Source organism: Kribbella sp. NPDC049584 (assembly GCF_040675555.1).
GTDB lineage: Bacteria > Actinomycetota > Actinomycetes > Propionibacteriales > Kribbellaceae > Kribbella.
The window spans coordinates 370,329-395,017 of sequence record NZ_JBFAPF010000008.1 but is presented as its reverse complement, the minus strand read 5'-3'; the positions used below and the strand labels follow the sequence as shown (position 1 = coordinate 395,017).

Sequence of the window (24,689 nt, the reverse complement as noted above, 5' to 3'; positions counted from 1 at the left end):
TCGCCGTCGGAGATGTCCAGGTCGAGTTTGTCCACCGCGGGGACGTCGGTGCCCGGGTAGACCCGGGTGGCTCCCTTGAACGAGACAGTTGCCATGTTGCGCTTCCTCTCCTTCGCCGGCAGGAACGTGCCGGACGATCCGTAGCAAAGGCCCCCAGGTCTTGGGTGTCTGCTTGATGACGCATCAGCAAGCACTTCCTACAACGAGCGAACCCCCGCTTACATTCCTAAGTGATGTAAATCTCCTGATTGACAAAAGAGATTTTTACGTACAAAGTTCTTTGTGTGATGAGAGACGTGATGCATCTGGAGCAGCTCGAACAGGCCGAGGCGCTGTTCAAGCCGCAGCGGATCGAGGTGCTGCGGCGGCTGGCCGAGCCGGCCACCTGCAGCGAGGTGGCCGAGCAGCTCGGGCAGACTCCGCAGCGCGTCTACTACCACGTCAAGCGCCTCGTCGAGGCGGGCCTGGTGACCCAGGTGGACGAGCGCAAGGTGCGCGGCATCCACGAGGGCATCTACCAGGCGACGGCTCGTTCGTACTGGTTGTCGCCGACGCTCGTCGGCCGGATCGGCGGACTCCGCCGGACCACCGACGACCTGAGCCTCGGCTACGTGCTGGACCTGATGGAAGAGGTCCAGACCGACATCGCCGCGCTGGATCGGTCGGCTCCGGAGCTGCCGTCCATCGGGGTGTCCGGTGAGATCCGGGTTCCACCGGACCGGCGGCGGGAGTTCTTCGAGGACCTGCGCGGCACGCTGCAGGACCTGTTCTCGCGCTACGGCGGCAGTGAGGGCGACGCCTTCAAGCTCGCCGTGGCCTGCTACCCCAAAGGAGACCAGACCAATGACCACACAGGCTGAACCCCTCGTTCTGCAAGCACGCGCCAAGGCCGGTATCGACGAGGTCCGGCAGGCGCTGACCGATCCGAAGGCCCTGAACCTCTGGCTCAGCGAGCACTCGAACGTCGACCTGCCCGGCACGTTCGAGTTCTGGGGCCGGTATATCCCCGAGGGCGACGCACCCCACCAGCGCGTCGTCGGGTACGACGGAAGCACGCTGACGCTGGCGTGGACACTCGGCGGCGAAGAGACCACCACCGAGATCACGCTCACGCCCGACGCCGACGACGCGACCGTGATCAAGCTGTCGCAGACGCACTTCGACTTCGCGGACGCGATCAGCGGCGCCAACATCCGCGGCGTGCTGCAGACCTTCTGGTCGCTGGCGCTGGCGAACCTCGTCGACCACCTCGAGGGGCGCGAGCTCACGACCAGGCCGGACTTCACCTCGCCGGTCTTCGAGGGTGAGGCGTTGATCGACGCGCCGATCGAGCAGGTGTACTCGTCGCTGACCGAGTCCGAGAAGGCGTCGGCCTGGTTCGGGTTCCCGATCGGCATCGACGCGCGCAAGGGCGGCCGGTTCGCGATGGGCGGGTTCGACGTCAATCCGGGCGTCGAGATCGTCGACCTGGTCGAGGGCCGGAAGATGTCGACGGACTGGGGACCGGCCGGCATCAGCACCTGGGAGCTCGCCGAGTCGGACGGGAAGACCCGGCTCACCTTCGTGATGAGCGGATTCGACGAGTCCAACCCGCCGTACGGCGCGTGGCTCGGCTGGCTGAGCGGCGTCGCGGCTCTGCGCCGGTACGCCGAGCTGCCGGACTGGTCGATCTGGGTCGCCTAGAAGTACGGGCGGGTGCTTTCGCCGATCAGATCGAGCAGGGCGGTCACCGCCCTGCTCGGTCGTCGTCCGGCCGCTGTCGCCACCGACAACGTCCAGGTCAGCTCGGTGCCGTTGATCGGCACCTTGGCGACATCGGGCTCCTCGGCCAGCTCGAGATCCGGCACCACCGCCACGCCGAGCCCGGCCCGGACGTAGTCGGGGATCGTCGTCAGTTCCGGGACCTCGACCTGGATCCGCCGTGGCATCCCGATCGTGTCGAAGGCGCGGTCGACCATCTTCCGGTTGCCGAAGCCGGGCGGCATGTCCACGAACCGCTCACCGGCCAACTCTTCCAGCCGGAGACCCGGCATACCATACGGTTTGGTATGGCCAGTCGCCGGACCAGGCGCGGCTTCGCGGCCGGAGGTCCGGGCCGCCAGCGGATGCGACGCAGGCAGCAGCGCGACGAACGGCACAGTCGCGATATCCCGGACGTCGAGCCCGCTCAGCTCGGGTTTCGGCAGCCCGAGCAATGCGACGTCCAGCCGGCCGTGGCGTACGTCGTCCGCGAGGCCGGTGGATCCGGTCGGCGAGGTCGCGACGTGGACCTCGACCAGCGGGTACTTGCGGTGGAACGCGCCCAGGAGCTCGGCCATGTTCACCAGGTTGAGCCGGGCGAGGGTCCCGATCCGGACGTTCCCGCGGAGACCGGTCGACGCCTCCTCGACAGCGGCCCGGGCCCGATCCAGGGCCTCGAGTGCAGCCTTTGCCTCAGGCAACAAAGCCTCACCGGCCGCGGAGAGTGCGACCCGCCGGGTCGAGCGGTCGAAGAGCGTCGTCTTCAGATCGGTCTCGAGGGCACGTACGGCGGCCGACACCGTGGATTGCACCGTGAACAGTCGCTGCGCCGCCCGGGTGAAGCTCAGCTCCTCGGCGACGGCGACGAAGTACTCAAGTTGCCGGCTGTCCACAGGCCGAATTATCGGGTCTGACGATAAGAGCGTGCAAGAACTTTCGTTGGACTCGATAGATGGCGCGCGGCACGCTGGAAACATGTCCACCATGACGTCTTCCCGGACCGGCGTACGGATCCGGTTCGCCCATGCTCCCGGGTTCTGGGTGATCGCGGCGGCCTTTCTCATCACGATGGCCTTCTCGACCATCCCGACCCCGCTCTACGCGATCTACCAGCATCGGGACGGGTTCCCGACGTACGTGATCACGGTGATCTTCGCCAGCTACGCGGTCGGCGTGATGGCGTCCCTGTATCTCGCCGGGCATGTCAGCGACTGGCTCGGTCGCCGCCGGATCGCGCTGCTCGCCGTACTCGCGGAGGCGTTGTCCGCGGCGATCTTCCTGATCTGGTCGGCCGTTCCCGGTCTGCTGGTTGCGCGCTTCATCTGTGGTGTCGGGGTCGGCGTGCTGACCGCGACTGCTACCGCGCACTTGTCCGAGCTGCGTCAGGTCGCGCGGCCCGGTGAAGACGCGAGCAGGTCGGCGTTGATCTCGAGCATGGTGAACCTCGGTGGACTCGCGTTCGGTCCGCTGATCGGTGGGCTGCTGGCGCAGTACGTGTCCGCGCCGCTGCAGCGTCCGTACGAGATCTTCCTCGTGCTGCTGTTGCTCAGCGCGGTCGGGATCGCGCTCGTGCCGGAGACCGTCGAGCGGTTGGAGGAGCGACCGGCGTACCGGCCGCAGCGGGTGGCGTTGCCGTCGTCGGCGCGGCCGCTCTTCTTCGCGTCGGCGATCGGCGCGTTCGCGGCGTTCGCGATCTTCGGGTTGTTCACGTCGCTCGCACCGACGTTCCTGGCCGGCGTACTGCATCACACCTCGCGCCTGCTTGCCGGTGTCGTCACGTTCGCCGTGTTCATCGCGGGCGCGGTGAGTCAGGCCGTGTTCGTCCGGCTGTCCCGTCCGCATCAGCTGCGGTTGGGCCTGGTCGCGATGTCCGCCGGCCTGGTCGGTGTCGCGGCCGGCGGCCTGATCCCGAACCTGTGGCTGTTCATCGTCGGCGGCGTGGTCGCCGGCGCCGGCGTGGGCCTCGTCTTCCGCGGCGCCGTCGCGACTGCCGCGTCCCTGGCCGACCCGAGTTCACGCGGCGAAGTACTCGCCGCGCTCTTCCTGATCGCGTACGCCGGGTTGGCGATCCCGGTCCTGGCGATCGGACTGGGCATCGCGCTCCTCCCCGCCCAGGTCGCGCTGCTCGTATTCTCCGTCCTCATCCTGATCCTGGTGAATGCCGCCGTACTCCGCATGGTGGCCGCCCAGAGGTGATGTGATGCGGGGGTGGATCTCGAACGCGACTACGGGCTGACCGTGTCTTCGCTGCAGCCGCACGCCGGCGGGTTCGCCACTGACGGCTGGGTGGCCGACGAGCAGTGGTTCGTGAAGGTGTGGAAGGAAGGCGAACAGCCGATCGGGCTGGAGTTGCTGGGCGAGTTGCATGCGCTCGGACTCCCGGTCGTCGAACCCGTCCGTACCGTGCAGGGTGAGTTGTCTGCGATGGACGGCGAGCGGCCGTATGCCGTTTTCCCTTATGTACAAGGGCGTACGGCGACGTGGGACGACTGGCGGGTCGCCGCGAGGGCGTTGCGGCAGGTGCACGAAGTACCGCTCAAGGTGGACCTGCCGGCCGCGGACGTTTCCGAGCCGTGGATCCGTGAGCTGGGGCGGAACCTGCACCATCCGTGGATCGCGGATCGGGCGGACGAGGCGGCGGCGGCGATCGCGCGACTGGACGGCGTACGCGCACGTCTCGAGCCCGTGCGGGACGTGGTCTGTCACACGGATATGCACGGTCTGAACCTGCTGATCGACGACGCCGGCGAGGTCGCGGCGATCCTCGACTGGGAGAACGCCGTCATCGGGCCTCGTGAGTTCGATGTGTGGGTCGGGGCGGACGGCAACGAGCTCGGCGCATTCCTCGACGAGTACGGTGCCGACGACCTGGACCTCGATCACCTCGAGTTCGCGCTGCTCGCCCGCGGGCTTCGGGACATGTCGGCACGCGTGCTGAACGGGGTCGATCGACCGGGTGTGGACACGTGGGGCTTCGACCGGATCGCCCGGTTGGACACCGACCTCGACGTGTTCCGCGCGTACTGCTCCTAGGCGGCCGCGCCCGGCCCCGGGAGTACGTCGACGTCGTTGGCGTGCATCGGCTTGCCGCAGTGGGAGCAGCTGAGCTCGACGTGGCTGACCTCTCCGCAGGCGTGGTGCCGGTACAGCACCGGCGGACCCGCCTCGCCGGCGAGCCATTTGTCGCCCCAGGCAACCATCACCATCAGTACGTCGATCAGCTCGAGGCCCTTACCGGTCAGCACGTACTCGTACCGCGGGCGCTTGTCGTACGGCCGGCGCTCCAGCACGCCACGGTCGACCAGGTGGTTCAGCCGCTCGGTGAGCACCTTGCGGGAGATCCCCAGGTCCGACTGGAGCTGCTCGAACCGCGACATCCCGACGAAGATGTCGCGCAGGATCAGCGGCGACCACGGCTCGCCCATCACGTCGAGCGTGCGCGCGATCGAGCACGCCATCTCACTGAAGTCTGTGCGCTGCATGACATCACCTTAGCAATCGGGGTTCCCTGAAGGAACCTAAACGTGTTAGCGTTCCCTCAAGGAACTCCAAACGGAAGGTGGGGAACGATGAGCAACGTCTTGGCAGCCCTCGCGGTCTCGGTCGACGGATACATCACCGGTCGCGACTCCGGTCCGGACCGCGGCCTCGGTGATGCGCCGATGCTGTTCGACTGGTACTTCGACGGCGACACCCCGAGCCAGGTTTTCGACGGCTTCAAGCTCAGCGCTCCGAGCGCCAAGGTCTTCGACGCGCTCGCCGGCCGGGTCGGCGCTGTCATCGCCGGGCACAAGACGTACGAGGACTCCGGCCACTTCGGCGGCGGCAGCCCGCACGCGAAGGCGCCGCTCGTCGTGTTGAGCCACGGGCCGGTGCCGGAGATCAGCGAGCAGCAGACGCTGGCCAACACCATCGAGGACGCGGTCGCCGTGGCGCGCGACATCGCGGCCGGCAAGGACGTCGGTCTGATGGGTGGCGGCGCCGTGACGGCGGCCCTCAAGGCCGGGCTCGTCGACGAGCTCGTCCTGCACCAGGTTCCGATCCTGCTCGGCGGCGGCCGGCCGTTCTTCCAGGAGCTCCCCGAACACGTGCGGCTCAACCTCGTCGAAGCAGTGCCCGCCCCGGGTGTGACCCACCTTCGCTACGCAGTCGTCCGCTGAAGGAGCAGAACCATGTTGAAGCCCGCCGTACGCCGTGCCGTCGAGAGCAACTCGATCGCTCACCTGGCCACCGTTCTCCCGGACGGTTCGCCGCACTCGATCCCGCTCTGGGTCACCACGCTCGACGAGCGGATCATCTTCCTGACCGGTCCCGACTCGCAGAAGGCGCGCAATCTCCGCCGCGATCCGCGCGTCGCCCTCTCGCTCGCCCCCGTCGACAACCCGCACGAGCCGGTCATCATCCGCGGCCGCGTCACCGAATGGATCGACGGCGACGCCGGCTGGGCCCTCGTCGACCAGATCGCGCTGAAGTACCTCGGCCAGCCGTACCCCCGGGACGTAGACCGCATCATCGCCGTCATCGAGCCTGATCGGCAGACCGTCGGCGTCTAGGATGCGCGCATGGGTGTGACTGTGACGGTTGGGGAGCAGGACGCTTATCTTGCGCGGGTCGGACGGGCCGGCATGTTGTTGCTGCCGATGATTACCGGGATCGGCGAGCAGGTGCGGGCCTGGGCCGATGAGTTGGCGGGCGAGGGGATCACCGCGCTGGCGTGGGATCCGTTCAAGGGGCGCAGTACGGACAACACCAGTCGGCAGGAGCTGAGTGGGTTGCTGCGGCAGATGGACGACGACACCGCGCTGGCCGAGCAGAGTGCGCTGCTGGACTATCTCGTCGACGAGCTCGGGTGCAGCAAGGTCGGCGTGATCGGATGGTGTCTCGGCGGGCGGTTCGCGTTCCTGCTCGGGGCGCGTGACCAGCGGGTCGCGAACGTCGTCGCCTTCCACCCGACCGTTCCGTCCGATCGGCCGCCGCACCACACGTACGACGCGATTGCCGAGGCGGCCGGGATCACGGCGCCGGTGCTGGTGAGCTATCCGAGCGCGGACACCGCCGTACCGAATTCGGACTTCGAGACGCTGCAGACGGTGTTGCAGGCGCGGACGGCCGGCGCGACGTTCACGCAGTACTTCCCGGGGGCGGACCACGGGTTCTCCGACAAGTCGCGACACGACAAGGAGGTGAACGCGGACGCGTTCCGGCTGGCTTGGCCGCAGGCGTTGGCGTTCATGAAGGCGACGGTTGCCTGAGCGCCGTCTCCAGTTGGCGGTGCAGCTCGCCGAGCCTGCTGCGGCCGGGTGTGCCGTCCGGGTAGCGCCGCAGTACGTCGCGGACCACAGGCGGCACTCGGTCGATCGCCCACCTGACGACGGCCTCGGGATCGCGCCCGGCCAGCTCGTGCGCGTATGCCGCATACTGCGCCGCCCCCACGATGTGCTTGACCTGGGTGGCTTCCGCCAACGGATGTAGGTACGCCGAACCCGCTGCCGCAACGGCTGCCCGCGCAGCAGCCTCCGCGGCCGGCTCGTCTGCTTCGCCGGCCGCTTTCAGCGCGGCCCACGCAGCCGTCCGGATCGCCTTCGTTCTGTTGCCTCCGGCACCGAACTCTCGGGTGACCTCGATTGCCTCGCGGGGCCGGGGATCGTCCGGACTGACCGCCTCGTAGACGGGCAACGCCAGCTCCGCACAGTCCGCACTCCAGAGGCTGAGCTGCCGCAGTTCGTCGAGGCTCAACGCGATCTCCATGAGCCTCAATCGTATCGTTGAACCTCGGTGTTTAAGCTTCTACGCCGCCCGGCGGTGGTCAGTAGGCGTGACCCCGCGGACCCGCTTGAACGCAACGCTCAAAGCGAACGCGTTCGCGTACCCGACCCGCCGGGCGATCGTCTCGACCGTGTCCCGGGTCGACCGCAACTGATCGGCGGCGAGTGTGATCCGCCAACCGGTCAGGTAGCTCATCGGCGCCTCGCCCACCACCGCGGTGAATCGCCGCGCCAGCGAGGCCCGCGACACCCCGACCCGGTCGGCGAGATCGGTGACGTTCCACGGATACGCCGGATCCTCGTGCAGCAGACGCAACGCAGTACCGGCGACGGGATCGGTCTGGGCCTGGTACCACCCCGGCGCGTGCGAGTCGGGCCGGTCGAACCATGCTCGCAAGGTGGTGATCAGCGCCAGGTCGAGCCATCGGTCCAGCACCGTCTGCTGTCCGACCGCGTCCCGCTGGATCTCACTCGTGATCATCTCCATCACCGACCCGGCGACCTCCGCGGCCGGTACGACGAGCACCGGCGGCAACGCGGTCACCAGGCGCCGGCTGACATCACCGGCCACCTGATAGGTGCCGCTGGCAACCATTACCTCACCCGACTTGCGGCTGCCGTACGTCCGTACGCCGAGCCGAGCCGAGTAGTCCGCCGGTGCCCCGGGCAACGGCTCGCAGATGCCGCCGGGGTGGATCCGCAGTTGTGGTGCGGTGTGCACGCTGTCGCCGACGACGTACGGCTGTGGGCCGGTGAAGATCGCGACGTCGCCCTGCTCGAGCCGTTGCGGCGCTGTTCCTTCGCGGGTCACCCAGCCCGAGCCGCGGACGAGGGTCGCGAGCGCGAGCGGCGCCTCGTCCCGGATCTCCAGCGCCCACGGCAGATCCAGGATCGTCAGATTGAAAACCCCGTCCTGGGCGCGGGTCCCGGCCAGCAGTTCGTCGAGCACGTCCATGCGTTGAGAGTACGCCATGGTGAGCGCCTCGAACATCGAATTGCGCCCCATAGCCATGGTTTGTCTCAATCAACCCCGCTGAACTTGATACATGACACCGATACTGATCCTCAGCGGCAAAGGCAAGACCGGCCGTCGCGTCGCGGCCCAACTCGATGCGCGGCAGGTCCCGTACCGCCTCGCCTCACGCTCCAGCGCGCAGCGGTTCGACTGGTACGACGAGACCACCTGGGCGCCGACGATCGCCGGCGCGGAGACGGCGTACCTCGCGCCACCCGTCGGACCGACCGGGCTCGCTCAGGCGGGCAAATTCATCCAGCAAGCAGACGGCCTACGGCGACTGGTCCTGCTGTCGGGTCGTGGCGTCGGCAGCCCGGGTCGCGACTTCGCCGTGTACGACGGCGAGCTCGAGCTGGAGAACGTGGTCAGGGCGAGCGGCCTTGACTGGACGATCGTGCAGCCGGCCTGGTTCGCGCAGAACTTCAGCGAGGATTTCATCCAGTACCACGTCCTCGCCGGTGAGATCCGGCTGTCCGCCGGCACCGGAGCCGAGGCCTGGATCGACACCAACGACGTCGGCGACGTGATGACCACGGCGCTTCTCGACGAGTCGTACGTCGGCCGGACCCTCACGATCTCCGGCCCGCGCACCCTCACCATGACCCAGATCGCCGACGAACTCTCCGCTGCGACCGGCCGCCCGATCACGTACGTCGACCTCGATCCGGAGGCACACGTTGCGGAACTGATCGAGCAGGGCCTGGTGCAGGAGGATGCCGATGCGGTCCGCGACCTGTTCGCGGTGATCCGCAACCACCGCTCGGAGTACGTCTCCGACGGTGTCGAGCAGGTCCTCGGCCGCCCACCGCGCGACTTCACCGACTGGGCCCGCGAGACCGCGAAGACCGGAGTCTGGTCGGTCTGAACAAGCCGAAGCCCTCGCACCCACCTGAAGGCGCGAGGGCTTCGGCTCGGATCACTACTGGTGCTGCATCGACACCCACTCGTCGTGGGTGATCTCGTGCAGCTCCGACGCCGGCGTCTTTGTGCGGGGCGTCGTACCCCCACCGACGGCGCCGCCGCCGAAGACGATGTTCGCCCAGTTGTTCTGCGCGATCAGGATCGATGTGGTCTTGTCGCCGTTGATGTCCGCGGCGGTCGTCGTGTCGGTGGTGTCACCGTCGCAGTTCCAGTCGATCGGCTGGTTCGCGGCGCCGGCCGTGGTCCTGGTCGAGCCGTTCGGGCACTTCCAGCTGGTCTTGTACCCCGCGCCCAGGCTGCCCAGGCCGACTGTCTCGTCCGGTCGGGCCTCGTTGATCGACGTCGGCTGGACGCTCGAGTAGCCCCAGTACTTCGTGCCGTCGGACTTGAGTACGCCGCCGAGCTGGAACGAGTAGTTCATCACGCTCAGGTAGTTCGGCTTGTAGTTCAGGTTGTCGGTGCCGCCGTGCTTCAGACCGATGTTGTGGCCGAGCTCGTGGACGAACGTGCCGACATTCGTGTCGTCGGTCGCGTTCCACCCGCATTTCGGGCCGACCGTGACGATGAACGTGTCGTTCGGGATGTTGAACGCCTGGCCGCTGCTGCAGCCGCCGTCGTAGCTGTCTCCCCAGATCATGTAGTGGAAGACCGCCTTGCGGACCGCGGCGAAGTTGGCCGCCTTGATCGCGTTGGTCTGGGTCGCCGACGGATTGAGATCGTCGTCGTACGTGACCTGGTTCCCGCCGCCCAGGTTGTACGCCGCACCGCGGGCGGCGCCTGCGTCGAGGTGGATCTTGACGCCGGTCGTGCCGTCCGGGTTGCTGACCGGCGCGCTCGCGAACACCTGGACGATCCGGTCGAGCGCTGCCGTACTCGCGAGCCGGCCGGACATGTAGTCCATCTCGACGAACAGATCCTTCTTCTTCGGGTTCGCACCCATCGCCGGCAGGTCCACGTCGACGACGCCGTCGCCGTTCGCGTCGTACCCGTTGGTTTCCCAGGTGTCCGGTAGCGAGTCGCCGTCGGTGTCGGTCGCGGCGACGACAGTCGTTGCGTTGTCGGCGGAGGGAGCCGGAGCCGCCACCGCGCTGGAGGTTGCGAGCGCGGCGGCGGCCAGCGAAGTCAGGACAGCGAGCAAGGCGGGGCGGGGCCTCATCAGATCTCCTTGGGGGCGGTGGGTGATCTGAGCGCTACCGTAGGTGAAATTCAGCGCTGACAACGGCCCAGGCGGGCCACTGGCTCAATTGGGTCACGCGGCCGAGCGGAGCATCGCCCGGATGCCGACAGTCAGGCCGAGTGCCGCGGTCACGATCGCCGCGACCAATCCCCAGAGCACGGCGCTCGCCCACACATCGCCCGAGAAGAGCGTCCGCTCGGCGTCGACGAGGTACGACAGCGGGTTGAATTTCGATGCCACGCGCATCCATCCCGGACCGGTCTCGAGCGGCAACAACATTCCGGACAGGATCATCAGCGGGAACAGGAACGTCTGCTGCACGACCCAGAACATCCAGTCCTGCTTGCGCACGGCAATCGCCAGCGCGTAGCTGAACGAACCGAGCCCGACGCCGAACACCGCGAGCAGCGCCAGCCCGACCAGCGCACCACCGACGTGCAGGTCGAACGCGAACGGCGTCATCACCGCGATCACGATCACCGCCTGCCCGAACAGCGGCACCATCTCCTTCAGCGCCCGGCCGATCAGCAGCGACGAACGGGACAACGGCGTGACCAGCATCCGCTCGTGGGCACCGGTCTGGAACTCGAACAGCAGGTTCGCCCCGGTGGTCGACGTCCCGAAGAGCGTGGTCATCACGAGGATCGACGGGACGAACCATTGCCAGACGCCGTCGCCGAACGTACCGCCCATCGAGCCCGACAGCAGCGGTCCGAACAGGGCGAGGAACACCAGCGGCTGGATCATCCCGAACAGCAACGAGAACGGGTCACGCAATACCGGCTTCAACTCGCGCGTCATCACGATCCGGATGTCACGCAACAGACTTCGGGACGGCTGCTGGACCGCAACTACGGGCGTTGAAACAGTGAGGGTGGTCATCAGGCTGCCTTTCCGTTGGACTCTTCGCGCAGGCTGCGGCCGGTCAGGTTGAGGAACACGTCGTCGAGGGTCGGGCGATGCACCTGCGCCGACGCGATCGGTACGCCGTTGTGCTGGGCGGCCGCGATCAGCTCGGGGAGCGTCGCCGGGCCATTCGCGACCCGGACGCTGAGCTCGTCGCCGACGGCAACCACCTCACGGGCTCCGGGCAACTTCTCGGCCAGCGCGGTCAAGCGTGCAACGTTGCTAGGAGCAACTGTCAGCGCGAGCCGGTCGCCGGCGAGCTTGGCCTTCAGCGCGCTCGCGGTGTCATCGGCGATCACCTCGCCGTGATCCACGACGACAACCCGCTCGGCCATCGTGTCGGCCTCGTCCAGGTAGTGCGTCGTCAGCACGATCGTCATCGCGTGCTCCTCGCGCATCCGCAGGATGTGGTCCCACAGGTTCGCCCGGTTCTGCGGATCGAGGCCGGTCGACGGCTCGTCCAGGAACAGCAGCGACGGCGCATGCACGAGACCCATCGCGACGTCGAGCCGCCGGCGCTGACCACCGGACAGTTCCGACACCTTGCGTTGCGTCAGCTCCCGCAGCTCCAGCGCGTCGAGCAACTCGTCGGCCCGTTGCTTCGCGGCGCGACGGTCGAGGCCGTAGATCACACCCTGCCCGCGGAGTTCGTCGCCGACCCGTTGGGTGTGGCCGGCGCCGTTGCCCTGGCCGACGTACCCGATCCGTCGACGGACCTGGCTGGGCTGCGTCGTCACGTCGTACCCGGCGACCGTCGCGGTGCCCGAGGTCGGGGTGATCAAGGTGGTGAGCATGCGCAGCGTGGTGGTCTTGCCGGCGCCGTTCGGGCCGAGGACGGCGACCAGCTCGCCGGGTTCGACGTCCAGGCTGATGCCGCGGACGGCGTGCACGGTCTCGGTACGGCTCACCACGAAATCCCGGGTGAGCGCTCGGGTGCTGATCACGGATGACTCCTTCGGTTGGACTTGATGAGCACGACATTTCCAGCAGTAGCGGTCAGGTTCTGTCCCTTACTCATGCGAAGCTGACGTCATGTCCGAAACCTCTGCTCGACTCCTCGCGCTGCTGTCGCTGCTGCAGGCACGGCGCGATTGGCCGGGCGCCCTGCTCGCCGAGCGACTCGAGGTCAGCCCGCGCACCGTCCGCCGCGATGTCGATCGGCTGCGGGACCTGGGCTACCCGGTGCGTGCGAGCAAGGGGCCTGACGGCGGTTACCGCCTGGACGCCGGCGCGGACCTGCCGCCGCTGCTGTTCGACGACGATCAGGCGATCGCGGTCGCAGTCGCCCTGCAGACCGCTACGACCACGGTCACCGGGATCGAGGAGGGTGCGTTGCGTGCGCTCGCCACGGTTCGCCAGGTGATGCCGGCGCGCTTGCGGCAGCGGGTCGACGCGTTGCAGGTCACGACGGTCGATCGCTACGCCAACCGGCGTACGACGGTGGACTCGGAGAAGCTGATCGCGATCGGGATGGCGGTGCGTGCGCAGGAGGTACTGCGCTTCGACTACGCGTCACCCGGTGCGCCGGACGAATGGGTCCCGCCGCGCAAGGTCGAGCCGCATCACCTGGTGACGTGGGGCGGGCGTTGGTACCTGGTCGGCTGGGACCTGGATCGGAAGGACTGGCGGACCTTCCGCGTGGATCGGATGACTCCGAAGACGCCGACCGGGCCTCGGTTCACCCAGCGCGAGCTCCCGGCACCGGACGTGGCGACGTACATCTCGAGCCGGTTCCACGGCCAGGACCAGAACCCGTGCCGGGGCGAGGCGATCCTGCAGGCGAAGGCGTCGGACATCGCGCAGTGGGCCGGGCGCGGCGCGTTCGTCGAGGAGGTCACGCCGACGAGTTGCCGGCTCGTGCTGACCGCGTGGTCGTGGACCGGCCTGGCCGCGACCTTCGGGATGTTCGAGTGCGACCTGGAATTCGTCGGACCGCAGGAGTTGAAGGATGCCGCGGCCCAGCTGGCCGCCCGCTATCAGGAGGCTGCGTCATGAGTACCGAACTGATCGTTGTGGATGCCGCTGCCTGGCAGTCATGGCTGCACGAACATCACGCGGCGTCGGACGGTGTCTGGCTCGTGCTCGCGAAGAAGGACGTGACGACGCCGACGAGCCTCACGTACGCCGAGGCGCTCGAAGAGGCTTTGTGCCACGGGTGGATCGACGGGCAGCGCAAGAGCCGCGACGAGCAGACCTTCGTCCAGCGCTACACCCCGCGGCGTGCCCGGAGTATGTGGTCGAAGCGGAACGTGGACCTCGTCGCGCGGATGGAGGAGGAGGGCCGGATGCGCCCGGCCGGACGCGCGGAGATCGAGCGCGCCAAGGCCGACGGCCGCTGGGACCGGGCGTACGGCGGATCGAGCGCGAAGGAGATCCCCGACGACCTCGCTGCGGCGCTGGCCGCGGAGCCGCGCGCACAGGCGATGTTCGAGATCCTGACCAGCGCCAACCGGTTCGCGGTCGTGTTCCGGGTGAACAGCGCCAAGAAGCCCGAGACGAGGGCCAAGCGGATCACGCAGTACGTCGAGCAACTGGCCCGCGGCGAGACGATCTACCCGCAGAAGCGGACGCTCTAGACCAGGTCGAGTGTCGCGTCCTGGCCGGCGGTGAGCGGGAAGTACGCGAGGAAAGTGACGCCCTCGTCCTCGGTGTCGAAGCGGGAGATCCGGTCGACCGCGGGCTCGTAGAACACGTCGCCGGGGTGGAGGACCTGGACCTCACCGTCGGCGGCCTGCTGGTAGATCGCCTTGCCCGAGACGATGTTGCCGAACACGGGACCGTTGTGGACATGGGCGCCGAGCGCGGTGTGCGGCTCGATCGTGATCCGGCGTACCTCGACGTGCTGCACCGGGAGCGGCTCCGGCAGGTGCTGGTCGAGGACGACGACGCGGCTGATCGGTGACTCCGATGAGGTCATGGCAGCATCGTACATACCAATAGGTACAGAAGTCCTCCGGATTTGTCCGACGGTCTGTGCGGGGCGGGTCAGTAGAGGACGGGGTTGAGCGGGGAGGAGATGGTCTCGCCGGGCTGGTTGCCGGGCATCCAGTTGGCCAGGTCCAGCTTCTGGTTCTCGTTCACCGGCACCGAGATCTCCATCGCGGCGTCCACGTAGATCACCGTCATCACTCGGCGCGGGATGTCGGTGGTGTTCGCCGGCGCGTGATGGAAGGTCCAGCCGAGGTGGTAGCTCACCTCGCCGAGCTCGAACGGCTCGGAGATCTCCGCGAACTCCTGTTCGGCCAGCGTCTCCTGCAGTACGCGCTCCGACTCGTCGCTGATCGGCAGGTCGCGCCCGTGCTCGAACGTGTGGCTGCCGGCCGCGAACGACAGCGGGCCCATCTCCATCGGGGTCTCCTGCAGCGGGATCCAGACCGTGACGCAGCGGTCGGTCGCGAACGGCCAGTAGTACTGGTCCGCGTGCCACGGCGTGACTCCGCCGCCGGACTCCTTGTACAGCGCCTGGTCGTGGTACAGCCGGACCGACTGCACGCCCAGCAACTGCGCAGCGATCCGCGCCAGCCGCGGTGACGAGACGAACTCGAGCACGCGCTCGCTGTCCTGCCACAGGTTCGTCACCTGCAGGAACGCCTTGCCGTAGGTGTCCCGCTCCTCGAGCGGCAGGTGCTGCGTGTTCAGCTCGATCACCTTGCCGGTGATCTCCGGCTCGTACGCCGCGATCGTCTCGGGACTCAGCACGTTCTTCAGCTTCACGAAGCCGTGCTCGGCGAAGTGCCTGATATCGGACCGGCTGAGGCTGTAGTCGGTCTCGAGCTCCGGGCGGGTCGACTGGGGCGGTGGGGCGGGGAAGGAATCCAGCGCAGTCATGGGAGTCAAGGGTTCATGAACGTTTCATCGCTGTAAAGATCAGTGATCAAATCTTTGCCCTTGGTGCACGTGCACGTGAACCGGTCAGGCCCGTAATGCGAACCGGTCCAACGCTACGAGGATCAGCTCGCGCGTGCCATCGCCGCCCGCCCCATGACCTTCCTGCTCGACGAGATGCAACTCGGCGTCGGGCCAGGCCTGAGCCATCCGCCACGCGACGTCCGGCGGGCTGCTGATGTCCAGCCGGCCATGGATCAGTACACCGGGGATTCCCGACAGCTTTCCCGCCTCGCGGACGAGAACGTCCTCGTCCAGCCAGGCGGCGTGACCCCAGTAGTGCGTGACCAGCCGGGCCAGCCGGAGGCGGAACACGGGATCGTCGTACCGCGAGTCCGGCCGCCAGCCAGGAGCTGTGCGGACATGCGTGTCCTCCCAGTCGCACCAGGCACGCGCGGCCCTGTCCCGGACGGCGGGGTCGGAGTCGTGCAAGAGCCGGCTGTAGGCCAAGGGAAGATTGCCGTCGCGCTGGTCCTCCGGTACGCCGTCGCGGAAGCGGGCCCATTCCTCGGGGAAGATCCGCCCCATGTCGCGGGTGATCCACTCGACCTCGCGACGGGTCGTGTTCGTCACGCTGAACAAGACGATCTCGGAGATCGCCTCCGGGTGCTGCTCGGCGTACGCGAGCCCGAGCGTCGCGCCCCAGGACGCGCCGAGGAGCAGCCACTTCTCGATGGAGAGCTGCCGGCGGAGTTGCTCGAAGTCGGCGATCAGGTGGGCCGTGGTGTTGGTGCTCAGATCGACGTCCGGCTCGGCGGCGTCCGGTGTGCTGCGGCCGCAGTTGCGCTGATCGACGAGGACGACCTTGTACCTCGCGGGGTCGAAGTACCGTCGCCACCACGCGCCGGCGCCGGAGCCCGGGCCACCGTGGACGACGAGCGCGGGTTTGCCGTCCGGGTTGCCGCAGACCTCCCAATAGACGCGGTTGCCGTCGCCAACGTCGAGTAGGCCGTGGTCGTAGGGCTCGATGTCCGGATACACGGTCAGAGGACTCCGGTGTAGGTGAGAGCGAACGTTCCGCAGGGAAAGAGGAACAAGGCCGAGAGGATGATGATGCCCTTGAAGGATTGGCCGGGGCCAATGAGTTTGCGGTAGGCGGCGATCAGGACCGGGACCATCACCACCTCGAGGAGCAGCATGCTGCGCGGGATGATCGTCCCGGTCGCGGCGAGGATCACCGACAGTGCGGCCGCCGCGATCCAGGCGGCGTACCCGATGCGGTACGTCGTGCGGGCGCCGAAGCGGACGGCGATCGTGTGGTAGCCGGCGGCGCGGTCGGCTTCGAGGTCGGCGAGGGTGGTGGGGAGGTAGAGGCCGATGGCGGCGAGCGTGCCTTGAAGGCCCATCAACCAAGGGAAGCTGCTGAGGTCGGGGTTGATCGCGGCCCAGCCGGCGAGGGGGCCGAAGGCGCCGAGCGCGAGCGCGTTGACCGCGACGTCGAAGCCGGCGCGGGTCTTCAACCGGACCGGCGGGACGGAGTACGCGTAGCCGAGCAGGACGGCGAGGAGGACGCCGAGTGCGAACACGACGCCCACGTGCAGGCTCAGTCCGACCGCGGCGACAGCGGCCGCGAAGGCGAGTCGCTTGGCTGCGCGGAGCGTGACACGTCCGTCGAGAAGCGGCGACTTCGCCTTGCGTGGGTTGAGCCGGTCGCTCGGCAGGTCGTACGCATCGTTCACCGCCAGCACGGCCAGCCACACCAGCGGCCCCATCACCACGGCCCCCACGATCAGCCGCGGCCACTCCGCGACCGGTGGGATCAGCCGATGCGTGGCGAGCAGGATCCCTGTGTAATAAGGGACGATCGACACCACCCAGAACGCCGGCCGCCCCACCGCGATGATGTCGCGAACCCGCGCGGTCGTTCCCCTGACCTGCACCACCGTGCTCACAGCACCACTGTCCACCCGCCGGATGCCCGCCGTCCTCCCTCCAGCGGGTGAACCTCCTCACCCCTACGGCTGGATGTGAGCCAAGGAACCCTTCTCCAGGGCCACCCACACCGACTCACCATCGATCGCAAGACCGTGCGGCTCGGAACCCTCGCCCAGCGCATACTCGGCGATGACGTTGCCTTGAGCATCCATCCGTGCCAACGCACCGCCGGCCCACAGGGTGACCCAACATCCGCCGTCAGCCGCCGCCGCAACCGCGTGCGGCTTACAACCGGCCGGCAACGGAAACTCCTCGATCTTGCCGTCCGAGCTGATTCGCCCCACCCGGTCACCGAGAATCTCGACGAACCACACGCCATCCTCACCCGCGCAGATCCCGACCGGCCCAGCACCCGAAGTCGGCAGGGGATAGGTCGTGACCGCCCCACCAAGACTCATCCGCCCGATCGCATTCCCCTGGTTGAGCGTGAACCACAGCTCTCCGTCGTACGCCGTGATCATCGCCGGAAACGCCCCACTGACCCCGATCGGGTACGTCGACACCTCGCCGTCGACTGTCACCCGCCCGAGAGCATCAGCGCTCATCAACGTGCACCACAACGCACCATCCGGCCCGACACACAACCCATACGGCGCCCCGGCGATGTCGACCGCCGACACGACTCCGTCGTACCCGATGCGCCCGAGCCGATCGTCGCCGTTCCGCGTGAACCAGACCGCGTGATCGGGCCCTTCGACGATCACACTCGGGCGGGAGTCCGCAGCGTCGAGGTCGATGACACGTCCCGAACGGGTGGCAACACGGCCGGCGTGGACGAGCGTTGCCCACACCTCACCGCCCGCCACTACAACGCCGTACGGACCGTCGCTCCTGGCGCCGATCGCATATTCAGTCACTGACACAGGGCTTCTCCTTCACGTCGCGGGCCATTCCCTAATGCGACGAATGTTGCGTTAAGATCGTGTCATGCAGACGAGTGATCGCGCAAGCAGGCCGGGTGGGCGGACGGCTCGGGTGCGGTCCGAAGTGCTCGCGGCCGTCGAGGCCGAGCTGGCGGAGCAGGGATACGACGGACTCACCATCGACGCGGTCGCCGCACGCTCCGGGGTCCATCGCACAACGGTCTACCGCCGCTGGAAGACCGTTGCCGGCCTGCTCGTCGATCTTCTGCAGGCCGGGGCCGACGACTCGTGGGAGCCGGCCGACACAGGCTCGCTCGAGGGCGACCTGATCGCCGTCAACCGCGAGGTGCATGCCGCGCTGACCGCCCGCCCGTCCGTCACCCAGGCCGTGATCGCAGCCTCCTTCCGTACGCCGGAAGCCGCCGAGGCACTCACGCGGTTCTGGGAAGATCGCTACGAGCGCACGGCGATCGTCGTACGGCGAGCCGTGGAGCGTGGGGAGATCCCGGCCGGCACGGATGCCCATCAGCTCCTGCTCACCGCGACGGGTCCGCTCTACCACCAGCTGGTCCTGCTCCGTCGTCCGATGAGCCGCTCGATCGCCGATCACCACGCCATGGTCGCGGCGGCGTCGGTCGGTTAAATCTCTTTGCGGCGCTCGTTCCGCCCGAAATACGGTGGTACCTCCGGCGGATGGGAGTCCCGATGAGCGTCCAGATCTATGCACTGTCCTTCGACGCAAAGGATCCTGCGAGGCTGGCGCGGTTCTGGGCCGGGGTGCTCGGCCGGGACCTGGGTGCGGACGGGACGTCCGTACTGCCTGACAACGACCTCGGATTCATCGTGCGATTCCTGCCGAGCGACGTCGAGAAACACTGGCAGAACCAGATCCACTTCGACCTGCCCAGCCAGACACTCGAAGCGCAGCAGGCGATGGTCGATCGCGCGTTGGAGCTCGGTGGGCGACACCTCGACATCGGGCAGAAGCCCGAGGAGGAGCACGTCGTACTGGCCGATCCCGAGGGCAACGAGTTCTGTGTGATCGAGCCGGGCAACAACTTCCTCGCCGGCACCGGAGTCATCGGCTGCCTGACGTCCGACGGCAGCCAGGCCGTCGGGTACTTCTGGAGCAAGGCGCTCGAGTGGCCGCTGGTCTGGGACCAGGACGAGGAGACCGCGATCCAGTCCCCGCAGGGCGGGACCAAGATCAGCTGGGGCGGTCCGCCGTACAACGAGAGGGCGCCGAAGAACCGCCTGCACCTCGACCTCGTGCCGTCCGGCGATGCCGAGGCTGAGGTCGAGCGACTGATCAGCCTCGGCGCGAAGCGGCACACGAGCGGTCAGGCGCACGCAGACGGGATCGAGCTGGCCGACCCGGACGGCAACGAGTTCTGCATCCTGACCGGACGCTGACAGAACCGAGCGATGCGGCTCCACTGGTTCGACGAGCGAATTAGCCTGGCGGGCCAGGGTTGTAGGCGCAGGACGAAGTCAGGTCGCCGTCGTCGGGCTTGGGTGTCGTTCTGGGCTGGGTCGCCGTCGAGGGCTTGGTCGTCGTGGTCCTGCGCGGCGTCACGGGCTTCGGGGTGAGCGCCTTCGCGACGAGCTCGCGCATCGCCGCGTAGTTCGGGTTGCGGCCGTTCGGGAAGTTCTTCTTCTTGTCCAGGTCGATGTTGGAGATCTTGGCGGTCTTGACCCGCTCCCCGAGGGTGACGAAGGCACCCACCAGTTTCTGCGGGATGTCGGTGCGGATCAGCTGCTCGCCGGCGTGCGCGATCTGTTCGTAGTTGGCGACGACGTTCTGTGGGGTGGCGCGCTCGACGAGCGCCTGGATAGTGCAGTGCTGCCGGGCCTGGCGGGCGAGGTCGGCGGTCGCCAGCCCGTACCGGCCGCGGGCGAACCACAGGGCGTCGGTCCCGTTCAGCTTCCGGTTCGGTCCCGGTTGGAGGTAGCGGCTCGGCGGGATCTTCTTGTCGTCGTTCCCGCCGACCGGCACCGGGTAGTTGATGTTCACGGTGATCCCGCCCAGGGCCTCGACCAGCTTCGCGAATCCGGCCAGGTTGATCTGCACGTAGTAGTGGATCTTCAACCCGAGTGCTTCGCCGACCGAGAGCTTCAGGATGTCCGCGCCCTCGTTGTCCGACGGCCCGATCACGCCGGGGTGCAACTTCGGGATGTTGCGGTACATCGCGTCGAGATAGAACTCCGACTGCTCCTTGCTGGGATCGATGCTGGGATCCCAGAATCCGCTCGGATAGATCTTGTGCAGCGGTGAGTCGGCCGGGAACGGCATCCGCATGAAGTTCCGGGTCAGCGAGATCAGCGAGGTGTTGCCGGTCTTGGTGTCGATGCTCGCGACCATCACGGTGTCGGTCCGCGTGCCCTGCCGGTCGTCGCCGTCGTCCGCGCCGAGCAGCAGCACGTTCAGCCGCGGCAGTTGTTGCCAGACATCCTTCGCGGCGCTGATCGTCGGCCGGGTCTGGCTCTTCGAACCCGAGTCGGCGAACACCTTCTTCACCAGGCTCCGCTGGGCCATCAGGGTCTGCGCACCACTCGCCGTACCAACCGTCATCGCGAAGCAGACCACACCGACCACCAGCGACCCGAGCAGTCGCGAGCCCGGTGGCGCCGTCAGTGGCCGGAGCATCTTGTACGACGTGACCAGGACGACGATCCAGGCCAGGGCGATCACGGCGAGCCCGGCGATCATCCACAGCAGCAGCCCAGGATCCAGCGCCCACGAGATCACGGCGTCCCGTTTGCGTAGACCGACGTACGCCGCGGTGCCGTACAGCGCGAGGCTCAGGACGGTCACCACCGAGCCGAGCCGGGGCCGGCGGGCGATCAGGTACGCCGTACCGGGAAGGAGGATGCCGGCGACGGCGATCACCAGCGCGGCGAATGCCGACCGGCGTCGCGGTCTCGCTCTCCGTGCTCGGCTGCTGCGCGACGATCGCTGCGCTCTGCTCGGGGCCATGCCCCCTTCGATTCATTGACTCGGCAAAAAGTTGGCAGGATGGACGGCGTGAGTGACATTCAGGTACGACGAGCCGGGGTGGATGACGCGGAGTCTCTGGTCCGTTTACGCGGGCTGATGCTCGCCGCGATGGGCAACGACATCGACGGCCCCTGGCAGGCCGCCGCCGTCGAGTGGTTCGCCGGGCAGCTGGCATCGCCGGACACCTTCGCGGCGTACGTCGTCGAGGACCCGGACGCCGGTGTCGTCGCAGGGGCCGCAGGCAACGTGTTCGTCCACCCGCCGGGGCCGCGCGACCTGACCACGGTCCGCGGCCACCTGTACAACGTCAGCACCGAGCCTGCCTTCCGCCGTCGCGGTCTGGCCCGCGCCTGCGTGGTCGCGCTGATGGACTGGTTCGAGAACGAGACCGGCGTCGGCCAGGTCGAACTGCACGCGACCGACTACGGCATCGAGCTCTATCGCGACCTCGGGTTCAACGAATCGAAGTACCCCTCGCTGAGGTTCCGGACCACCAGGGCGTAGCCCGCCGTGGTGGGAGAAGGGTTTGTGGGCACAGTGGCAAGAAGACAGTGAGGACGCGCCCGACCGGGCGCGGTGGGAGGAGCTCGCCGGAATGCGCCGCTGGACAGTTGTCAGGACGATCGGCCTCGCGACTGCGGCGGTGATCGCGGTCGGAGTGGTGTACGAGTTGCCCGCCAGCCCGTTGTCGCGCCACGGCGACCTCGGGCGGCAGATCGTACCCGCGTCGGTCCGGACGACCGCGCCGTCGTTGGAGTCGCCGGCGGTCGCGTCACGCCGTACGACGAATCCGGTCGTGCCGGTCAAACCGGCCGAGGTGATCTCCTACCCGAGCGCGGGGTCGCAGTCGTACGCCGTACTGCCCGCGGATCCGGCCGTGATCGGAAGGGGCGGCAGGCTGATGACGTTCCAGATCGCGATCGAGGGCGGGATCACCGGGATCGACAAGACTGCGTTCGCGCAGTTCGTGCGGACGACGTACGGCGCGGCGCAGGGGTGGGCATCGCAGGGGAAGTGGCGGTTCCAGCAGGTCGGGCCGGGGGCGACGCCCGACTTCAGGTTGATGCTGGTGACGCCGCGGACGCGGGACCTGATCTGCGGCGGCGGACCGGACCGGTACACGAGCTGCCGGATCGGGGACTCGGTCGTGCTCAACGTCGCGCGCTGGGCGCACGGCGTACCGAACTTCGGCGCGTCGCTGACGACGTACCGGCAGTACATGGTCAACCACGAGACCGGTCACCGGCTCGGCAACGGCCACGAGCTGTGCCCGGGGCCGGGCCGGCCGGCCCCGGTCATGCAGCAGCAGACGCTCGGCCTGCACGGCTGTACGGCGTACGCTTGGCCGTACCTGAACGGAGCCCGCTACTCCGGCAGGCTAGGTCAGTACAACGACCCGGTGCCTCACTCCTGAATGATCGACAAGACGTTGCCCGCCGGGTCCTTGAACCAGGCAATCAACGGGCCCTGGCCGCGGTAGATCCCGGTCTCGTCCTGCTCGTTGTTGTAGTGCTCGAACGTGACGCCGCGGCCGGCCAGTTCGCGTGCGGTCGCCTCGATATCGGCGACCGGGAAGTTGAGCACGGTGTACTCCGCCGGCACGTGGTTCGGTTTCGGATACGCCAGGATCGGGGTGCCACCCGCGATCTTCAGGCGCAACATGCCGTTCTCCTCGCCGACATCGATCCCGAGCGTGTCGGCGTAGAACGCCTTCGCCTTCTCGATGTCGTCCACCGAGAACCCACTGAACGCCTTGCTGTCGTGCAACATCTGATGTCCTCCCTTGATCGCTGACATCAGCTACGTCGAGACCCAACCTGCGATTTCGACACTAGTTGTGCGAGACGACCTGCGGGAGGGCGTCGTTGACGGCGGCTGCGACCGAGGCGGACTCGAGGCCGTCGGCGACGGTGTGGAGGAGGCGGACCAGGTGGGCGGCATCGGTCGGGCCGAGGATGCCGGTGATGACGTCGAGGACGCGGACGGTGAGACCGTCGAGCTGCGAGAGCCGGGCCTGACCCATCGACGTGACGGCCAGCGCGGGCGTGGTCCGGACCATGCCGAGCGCCTCGAGGTCGGCGATCGCCAGCTCCGCCTCGCCGGGCGTGATGCCGACCTGCTGGGAGACCTCGTCCGGCGTCGTGCGGCCGTTGGCGACCGCGTTCAGCACGAGGGCGGCCGGCATCGTCATCCCGACCGCTTGCTGCAGGCCGAGGATGAGCGGGTGGGCGTGGCCGCGGACGCGCTCCACCGCGTCGAGCAGCCGGAGAGCGTCACCGATGTCACCGATCAGGTGCTCTGTCTGGACAGCCGCGATCCCCGTTGGCCCCGTCCGGACGGGTGACGGCACGACGCCGCCGATGACCCGCTCCGGCACCACAAGGGCGTTTGCCACGACCCGCTCGTCGGCGGATTCCTGTGGCCTGATTCCAGCGTCTTCGATGGTCACGTCTCCAGCGTACGGAGCCGTTCCGACAGCTTCGGCGTGTCTTTCCTGAGGAAACCCTATGAATCTCAGGCCGTTCCTGGCCTACGCTCCGCCCATGCAGCTCAACGGGAAACGAGCCCTGGTGATCGGTGGCGGTGGCGGCGGGATCGGTCGCGCGACGACAGAGGCCTTCGGCAACGAAGGTGCGACGGTCGTGGTCGCGGACCTCGAGCCGGCACGCGCCGAGGAGGCCGCGGACGCGGTGCGGGCCGGCGGCGGTACGGCGTACGCGGTGTCCGGTGACGTCCGTTCTGCGAGCGACATCGAGGCAATGATCTCGACCGCGGTCGAGAAGCTCGGCGGCCTCGACGTACTCGTCACCGTGGTCGGCGGGCAGGTCGCGTTCGTACCCGCGGTGAAGCTGCACGAGATGGCCGACGAGGACTGGGACACGATCTACGAGGTCAACCTCCGGTACGTCGCCCGCGCGGTCCGGGCGGCGCTCCGCGTCTTCCTGGACCAGGGCACCGGCGGGACGATCGTCAGCGTCGGCTCGGTCACCGGCTTCATGGCAGCCCCCGAGCAGGCGGCGTACGGCGTGATGAAGGCTGGCATCCTGAGCCTGGCCCGGACGGTCGCCGCGGAGTACGCCCGCGACGGCATCCGGATGAACGTCGCCGCGGCCGGCGCGATCGCCACCGCGGTCGCCAACGCGAACGTCGACGCCGAGGTCGTCGACGAGATCCCGGTCGGTCGGTTCGGTCGCTCCGAGGAGGTGGCGCAGGCGGTGGTGTACCTGGCGTCGGACGCGGCGTCGTACATCACCGGACAGCAGATCGTGCTGGACGGCGGCGTCTCCGTCCGGGGTCCGTTCGGGTAATCGAACATACCGGCGAAGAATTGGGTTCCGGCCGGTTCCGGAAAAGCTGGGAATTTCTGAATTCGGGCGTGACCTCGGCTCGCCGTACTCCGTTGGATCTGACGTGACGGTGAACACAACACGGCGCACCGGCACCGCGCTCGCCCGCGTTTTCCAGGCCGTACCACCCCCGAAGT

At 67.9% G+C, this 24,689-nt stretch carries 30 protein-coding genes; 15 read left to right on the top strand and 15 right to left on the bottom strand.

From position 1 onward, the window contains the following. Positions 1–287: 287 nt before the first annotated feature. Together AB0J62_RS27380 and AB0J62_RS27375 are read left to right on the top strand one after the other, a co-directional pair. Positions 288–860 (top strand): helix-turn-helix domain-containing protein, encoded by a 573-nt coding sequence (locus tag AB0J62_RS27380; RefSeq protein WP_363877028.1) that lies wholly within the window; start codon positions 288–290, stop codon positions 858–860. After that, on the top strand, positions 844–1,683 hold the full coding sequence (locus AB0J62_RS27375) for an SRPBCC domain-containing protein (protein WP_363877009.1): 840 nt from the start codon (positions 844–846) through the stop codon (positions 1,681–1,683). Before AB0J62_RS27380 ends, AB0J62_RS27375 begins: the two co-directional genes overlap by 17 nt. Here the strand turns inward: AB0J62_RS27375 and AB0J62_RS27370 are convergent. Beyond that, positions 1,680–2,633, bottom strand: a complete 954-nt coding sequence (locus AB0J62_RS27370; RefSeq protein ID WP_363877006.1) for a LysR family transcriptional regulator — start codon at positions 2,631–2,633, stop codon at positions 1,680–1,682. The two genes, AB0J62_RS27375 and AB0J62_RS27370, sit on opposite strands and share 4 nt — an antisense overlap. 82 nt (positions 2,634–2,715) lie before the next feature. On the opposite strand from AB0J62_RS27370, the gene AB0J62_RS27365 reads away from it, so the two are divergent. Next, positions 2,716–3,936: an MFS transporter gene (locus tag AB0J62_RS27365; RefSeq protein ID WP_363877004.1), complete on the top strand. Its 1,221-nt coding sequence runs from the start codon at positions 2,716–2,718 to the stop codon at positions 3,934–3,936. Positions 3,937–3,948: 12 nt separating this feature from the next. Continuing rightward, the gene (locus tag AB0J62_RS27360; protein WP_363877002.1) at positions 3,949–4,773 is read left to right on the top strand and encodes a phosphotransferase; all 825 of its coding nucleotides are present in this window, start codon (positions 3,949–3,951) and stop codon (positions 4,771–4,773) included. On the opposite strand, the gene AB0J62_RS27355 is transcribed toward AB0J62_RS27360, so the two are convergent. Then, the gene (locus AB0J62_RS27355; protein WP_363877000.1) at positions 4,770–5,222 is read right to left on the bottom strand and encodes a helix-turn-helix domain-containing protein; all 453 of its coding nucleotides are present in this window, start codon (positions 5,220–5,222) and stop codon (positions 4,770–4,772) included. The genes AB0J62_RS27360 and AB0J62_RS27355 overlap by 4 nt on opposite strands. 87 nt (positions 5,223–5,309) lie before the next feature. Here AB0J62_RS27355 and AB0J62_RS27350 point away from each other — a divergent pair, with 87 nt between their 5' ends. From AB0J62_RS27350 to AB0J62_RS27340, 3 genes are read left to right on the top strand one after another with little or no spacing between them, the layout of a single operon-like run. After that, a complete protein-coding gene (locus tag AB0J62_RS27350) occupies positions 5,310–5,900 on the top strand; it encodes a dihydrofolate reductase family protein (protein ID WP_363876998.1) in 591 nt (196 codons plus the stop codon). 12 nt (positions 5,901–5,912) lie between these two features. Next, a complete protein-coding gene (locus AB0J62_RS27345; protein ID WP_363876996.1) occupies positions 5,913–6,293 on the top strand; it encodes a TIGR03618 family F420-dependent PPOX class oxidoreductase in 381 nt (126 codons plus the stop codon). A gap of 9 nt (positions 6,294–6,302) precedes the next feature. Further along, positions 6,303–6,992 carry an alpha/beta fold hydrolase gene (locus AB0J62_RS27340; protein ID WP_137256015.1) on the top strand — a complete coding sequence of 230 codons (690 nt, stop codon included), beginning with the start codon at positions 6,303–6,305 and terminating at the stop codon, positions 6,990–6,992. On the opposite strand, the gene AB0J62_RS27335 is transcribed toward AB0J62_RS27340, so the two are convergent. Then, the gene (locus AB0J62_RS27335; protein WP_363876993.1) at positions 6,970–7,488 is read right to left on the bottom strand and encodes a putative immunity protein; all 519 of its coding nucleotides are present in this window, start codon (positions 7,486–7,488) and stop codon (positions 6,970–6,972) included. The two genes, AB0J62_RS27340 and AB0J62_RS27335, sit on opposite strands and share 23 nt — an antisense overlap. Positions 7,489–7,527: 39 nt before the next feature. After that, the gene (locus AB0J62_RS27330; RefSeq protein ID WP_363876991.1) at positions 7,528–8,460 is read right to left on the bottom strand and encodes an AraC family transcriptional regulator; all 933 of its coding nucleotides are present in this window, start codon (positions 8,458–8,460) and stop codon (positions 7,528–7,530) included. Between the two features lie 91 nt (positions 8,461–8,551). On the opposite strand from AB0J62_RS27330, the gene AB0J62_RS27325 reads away from it, so the two are divergent. Continuing rightward, the gene (locus AB0J62_RS27325) at positions 8,552–9,385 is read left to right on the top strand and encodes an NAD(P)H-binding protein (protein WP_363876989.1); all 834 of its coding nucleotides are present in this window, start codon (positions 8,552–8,554) and stop codon (positions 9,383–9,385) included. Positions 9,386–9,439: 54 nt separating this feature from the next. Here the strand turns inward: AB0J62_RS27325 and AB0J62_RS27320 are convergent, their stop codons facing one another. The 3 genes from AB0J62_RS27320 to AB0J62_RS27310 form a co-directional block, all read right to left on the bottom strand. After that, positions 9,440–10,597 carry a hypothetical protein gene (locus AB0J62_RS27320; RefSeq protein ID WP_363876987.1) on the bottom strand — a complete coding sequence of 386 codons (1,158 nt, stop codon included), beginning with the start codon at positions 10,595–10,597 and terminating at the stop codon, positions 9,440–9,442. A gap of 93 nt (positions 10,598–10,690) precedes the next feature. Next, entirely contained in the window at positions 10,691–11,500 is an 810-nt protein-coding gene (locus AB0J62_RS27315) for an ABC transporter permease (protein ID WP_363876985.1), read from the bottom strand. Next, positions 11,500–12,468, bottom strand: a complete 969-nt coding sequence (locus AB0J62_RS27310; protein WP_363876983.1) for an ATP-binding cassette domain-containing protein — start codon at positions 12,466–12,468, stop codon at positions 11,500–11,502. The genes AB0J62_RS27315 and AB0J62_RS27310 overlap by 1 nt, the downstream gene beginning before the upstream one ends. 88 nt (positions 12,469–12,556) lie before the next feature. Here AB0J62_RS27310 and AB0J62_RS27305 point away from each other — a divergent pair, with 88 nt between their 5' ends. Both AB0J62_RS27305 and AB0J62_RS27300 read left to right on the top strand, forming a co-directional pair. Then, entirely contained in the window at positions 12,557–13,519 is a 963-nt protein-coding gene (locus tag AB0J62_RS27305; RefSeq protein WP_363876981.1) for a WYL domain-containing protein, read from the top strand. Beyond that, complete coding sequence (locus AB0J62_RS27300) at positions 13,516–14,100, top strand: YdeI/OmpD-associated family protein (protein WP_363876979.1); 585 nt, start codon at positions 13,516–13,518, stop codon at positions 14,098–14,100. Before AB0J62_RS27305 ends, AB0J62_RS27300 begins: the two co-directional genes overlap by 4 nt. On the opposite strand, the gene AB0J62_RS27295 is transcribed toward AB0J62_RS27300, so the two are convergent. From AB0J62_RS27295 to AB0J62_RS27275, 5 genes are all read right to left on the bottom strand, one after another. Continuing rightward, positions 14,097–14,441, bottom strand: coding sequence for a cupin domain-containing protein (locus AB0J62_RS27295; protein ID WP_363876977.1), 345 nt, complete (start codon positions 14,439–14,441; stop codon positions 14,097–14,099). The genes AB0J62_RS27300 and AB0J62_RS27295 overlap by 4 nt on opposite strands. 68 nt (positions 14,442–14,509) lie before the next feature. Further along, entirely contained in the window at positions 14,510–15,352 is an 843-nt protein-coding gene (locus AB0J62_RS27290) for a phytanoyl-CoA dioxygenase family protein (protein ID WP_363876975.1), read from the bottom strand. A gap of 84 nt (positions 15,353–15,436) precedes the next feature. Next, positions 15,437–16,390: a prolyl aminopeptidase gene (pip, locus tag AB0J62_RS27285; RefSeq protein ID WP_363876973.1), complete on the bottom strand. Its 954-nt coding sequence runs from the start codon at positions 16,388–16,390 to the stop codon at positions 15,437–15,439. A 2-nt stretch (positions 16,391–16,392) separates the two neighbouring features. Then, positions 16,393–17,301: a UbiA prenyltransferase family protein gene (locus tag AB0J62_RS27280; RefSeq protein WP_363876971.1), complete on the bottom strand. Its 909-nt coding sequence runs from the start codon at positions 17,299–17,301 to the stop codon at positions 16,393–16,395. Positions 17,302–17,364: 63 nt separating this feature from the next. Next, positions 17,365–18,207, bottom strand: coding sequence for a virginiamycin B lyase (locus AB0J62_RS27275; RefSeq protein ID WP_363876969.1), 843 nt, complete (start codon positions 18,205–18,207; stop codon positions 17,365–17,367). Positions 18,208–18,271: 64 nt separating this feature from the next. On the opposite strand from AB0J62_RS27275, the gene AB0J62_RS27270 reads away from it, so the two are divergent. After that, the gene (locus AB0J62_RS27270; protein WP_363876967.1) at positions 18,272–18,850 is read left to right on the top strand and encodes a TetR/AcrR family transcriptional regulator; all 579 of its coding nucleotides are present in this window, start codon (positions 18,272–18,274) and stop codon (positions 18,848–18,850) included. Between the two features lie 62 nt (positions 18,851–18,912). Next, a complete protein-coding gene (locus tag AB0J62_RS27265) occupies positions 18,913–19,620 on the top strand; it encodes a VOC family protein (protein ID WP_363876965.1) in 708 nt (235 codons plus the stop codon). A gap of 40 nt (positions 19,621–19,660) precedes the next feature. Here the strand turns inward: AB0J62_RS27265 and AB0J62_RS27260 are convergent, their stop codons facing one another. After that, positions 19,661–21,097, bottom strand: coding sequence for an LCP family protein (locus AB0J62_RS27260; RefSeq protein ID WP_363876963.1), 1,437 nt, complete (start codon positions 21,095–21,097; stop codon positions 19,661–19,663). Positions 21,098–21,223: 126 nt separating this feature from the next. On the opposite strand from AB0J62_RS27260, the gene AB0J62_RS27255 reads away from it, so the two are divergent. Both AB0J62_RS27255 and AB0J62_RS27250 read left to right on the top strand, forming a co-directional pair. Continuing rightward, the gene (locus AB0J62_RS27255; protein WP_363876961.1) at positions 21,224–21,709 is read left to right on the top strand and encodes an N-acetyltransferase; all 486 of its coding nucleotides are present in this window, start codon (positions 21,224–21,226) and stop codon (positions 21,707–21,709) included. Positions 21,710–21,800: 91 nt separating this feature from the next. Further along, on the top strand, positions 21,801–22,619 hold the full coding sequence (locus tag AB0J62_RS27250) for a DUF3152 domain-containing protein (protein ID WP_363876960.1): 819 nt from the start codon (positions 21,801–21,803) through the stop codon (positions 22,617–22,619). Here the strand turns inward: AB0J62_RS27250 and AB0J62_RS27245 are convergent. After that, complete coding sequence (locus AB0J62_RS27245) at positions 22,610–22,975, bottom strand: VOC family protein (protein ID WP_363876958.1); 366 nt, start codon at positions 22,973–22,975, stop codon at positions 22,610–22,612. The two genes, AB0J62_RS27250 and AB0J62_RS27245, sit on opposite strands and share 10 nt — an antisense overlap. Positions 22,976–23,036: 61 nt before the next feature. Next, positions 23,037–23,654: a MarR family transcriptional regulator gene (locus AB0J62_RS27240; RefSeq protein WP_363876956.1), complete on the bottom strand. Its 618-nt coding sequence runs from the start codon at positions 23,652–23,654 to the stop codon at positions 23,037–23,039. A 94-nt stretch (positions 23,655–23,748) separates the two neighbouring features. Here AB0J62_RS27240 and AB0J62_RS27235 point away from each other — a divergent pair, with 94 nt between their 5' ends. Next, positions 23,749–24,513, top strand: coding sequence for an SDR family oxidoreductase (locus AB0J62_RS27235; protein WP_363876953.1), 765 nt, complete (start codon positions 23,749–23,751; stop codon positions 24,511–24,513). The last annotated feature ends 176 nt before the right edge of the window (positions 24,514–24,689 follow it).